The sequence below is a fragment of the Agromyces sp. P1_H4 genome, assembly GCF_056405255.1.
In genome coordinates this window covers 1-2,807 of record NZ_JBFUCL010000423.1, presented here as the reverse complement: position 1 = coordinate 2,807, position 2,807 = coordinate 1, and the positions used below count along the sequence as shown (strand labels likewise).

Below are 2,807 nucleotides of genomic sequence, written 5' to 3'. Positions count from 1 at the left end.
CCGAGCTCGCCCGTGTACCGCATCCTTCCGGGCTTCGACCCGCGGCTGCGCGAGCACGTCGAGCTGACCTCGGGCGCCTGGCCGGCACCGATCCCGGGCGACGGACTCGACGGGGTCACCGCGGTCGACCTCGCGCTCGTCGACGCCGTCGCGGAGCGCATGGACTGGGCGCTCGGCGAGGAACGGTTCATCGGCATCGGCAGCATCAACCAGCCGGTGCGCCTGTCGGGCACGGTGGCGCCGGTCGACCCGGCCGACGGACTGTGGACGCACCTGCCGACCACGCTCGAACCCGGCGTGGTGGACAACGGCCTCGCCCCACCGCAGATCACCGGCACCGCGTTCATGGATGCCGGATCCTGGCCGGCGTTCGCCGACGTCAACGTGCCCTCCACGATGCAGGCGTGGTTCCCGGTGCGCACCGAGCGCATCTCCGCACCGGAGTCCGCGCAGCTTCAGGCGCAGCTCGGCGAGTTCTCGAGCGACGTGCGCGTCATCGGCTCCGGGGAGTACCGGGGCTGGGTGCCGACGGTGGGCGAGGTGAGCTTCCTCAGCGGGCTCGGCGCGTCCCTCGGCGAGGCGGCCGCCACTGCAGCAGCCGGCGACGCGGTGCTCGCGACGATCGCGTCGGGGCCCATCGGGGTCATGGTGGCGGTGCTCGTCCTCGGTGCTAGGGTGGTGTTCGAGCGCCGGCGCGCGGGGCTCGAACTGGCGGCGGCTCGCGGTGCCTCGATCGGCCAGCTCCGCGGCATCCTGGCGATCGAGGGCCTCGCGATCGGCGTCCCCGCGGCCGTCGTCGGCGGGCTGCTCGGCACCCTCGCGGTCGCCGCCGACGCCGGATACGGCGGATGGCTGCTCGCGGCGGTCTTCGCCGTGACGCCTGCCCTGCTGCTGGTGGCCTCGGCGCCGGGCCTGAGCCCGCTCCGTCGCGCGCGCGCCGACCTGGGCGGGAGCGCTCCAGGCCGGTTCCGCTGGATCGCCGAGCTGCTCGTGCTGCTCGTCGCCGTCGCCGCGGTCGTGCTCCTCATGCGCCGCGGATTGGCGACCTCGGCGGCCCAGGCGGGCGTCGATCCGCTGCTCGCCGCCGTGCCGCTGCTACTCTCGCTCGTCGCGTGCCTCGTGGCGCTGCGCCTCTACCCGATCCCCCTCGCCAGGCTCGTGCGGTCGATGGCCGCGCGGCCCGGCCTCGTCCCGTTCCTCGGGTCGGCGCGCGCGCTGCGCGACCCCAGTGCCGGGCTCGTGCCCGTGCTCGCCGTCGTCGTCGGGGTGTCGGTGGCCGTGTTCTCCTCGGTGCTGCTCGGCACCGTGCGCGCCGGGATCGACCATGCCGCCGCGGCGCGGGTGGGTGCGGATGCCGCGGTGTCGGGCCTGCCGTTCACGCGGGCCCAGCTCGACGAGTTCCGCGCGGTGCCGGGGGTCGAGGCGATCGCCCCCGTGTACTCGACACGCGGCTCCGATCTCATCATCGACGGGCGGCAGCGCACGACCACCCTCATCGTGGTCGACAGCGCCGAGATGCGCCGCGTGCAGGCCGGGCGACCGGATGCCACGCCGCTGCCCGAGGCGCTCGCCGCCCCGCCCGGCGATGACGGCGTCCCCGTGCTCGTCTCGGGCGTCGTCGACGAGGTCATCGGCGCGGCCGACGACGTCGAACTCGACGGCGAGCCGTTCCACGCCCTCGCCGTGGTCGACGGCGCCACCGCGTACTCGCCACGGTCGAACTGGGTGCTGATGGATCGTGCGAACGCCGAGCCGTTCACCGACACGCTGGTGCCGCGCGCGGTGCTCGTGCGGTTCGCTCCGGGCGCGGATGACGCCGAGACGACCGCCGCCCTCTCGACGATCGCGGGTGACGGCGCCACGACGGTCACCGCGACCGATCTCGCCGCCGAGCTCGGCGGGCGGTCCACGACCCGGGGACTTGTGACCGCACTCGTCGGCGCCATCGCCCTCTCGAGCCTGCTCACGGTGCTCGCGATCGTGCTCACGCTCGTCGTGGGTCGCTCCTCGCGCGAACGACTGCTGCCGCTGCTGTCCACGCTCGGCCTCGGACGGCGGGGCGAACGGGCGCTCGTCGCCTGGGAGATCGGGCCGGTGGCGGTCGTCGCCGTGGTGGTGGGCGCGGCGCTCGGCGCCGTGCTGCCGTTCGTGGTGCTGCAGGGCGTCGACCTGCGCGCGTTCACGGGCGGCGACGCCCAACCCGCGGTGGTGTACGACCCATGGCTCATCACGGCCGTGCTCGCCGGCTCTGTGCTCGTCACCGCGGTCGCCGCCGCCGCGGCATCCGGTGTCGGCGGTCGCGTGAACGCGGCGCGCGCGATGCGCAAGGAGGAGGAATGATGGTCCCCATGGCCGACCAGCTCGCCGAGCCGCACATCCTGTGCACCGACCTCGTGCGCATCTTCACCGCCGACGGAGTTGAGGTGCAAGCCCTGCAGGGACTCAACCTGCGCGTCGGAGCCGGCGAGATGGTCGCCGTCGTCGGCGMCTCGGGTTCGGGCAAGTCGACGCTGCTCACGATCCTCTCCGGCCTCGACACCGCCACGGCCGGTGTCGCCCGCGTCGCCGGGCACGACCTGCTCTCGATGCGGGCGCGCGAGCGGGTGGCCTATCAACGCCGCACCGTCGGCTTCGTGTGGCAGCAGACCTCGCGCAACCTGCTTCCCTACCTCACCGCCGGCGAGAACGTGGCCCTGGCGATGAACGTCGCCCGCACGCACCGGGGTGCCGAGCGGGTGCGTCGCGTCGATGAGCTCCTCGAGCTGACGGGCGTCGGCGAGGCGCGCGACCGCCGCCCGGGCGAGTTG

2 protein-coding genes are annotated in these 2,807 nt (G+C 74.4%); both read left to right on the top strand.

Annotation, left to right across the window (positions count from 1 at the left end):
- Nucleotides 1–2,340: FtsX-like permease family protein (locus AC1DY2_RS18270; protein ID WP_476763704.1), on the top strand; the 2,340-nt coding region annotated here is incomplete at its 5' end.
- Nucleotides 2,337–2,807 (top strand): ABC transporter ATP-binding protein (locus AC1DY2_RS18265; protein WP_476763703.1); only part of this gene is annotated, 471 nt, incomplete at its 3' end. The genes AC1DY2_RS18270 and AC1DY2_RS18265, both read left to right, overlap by 4 nt.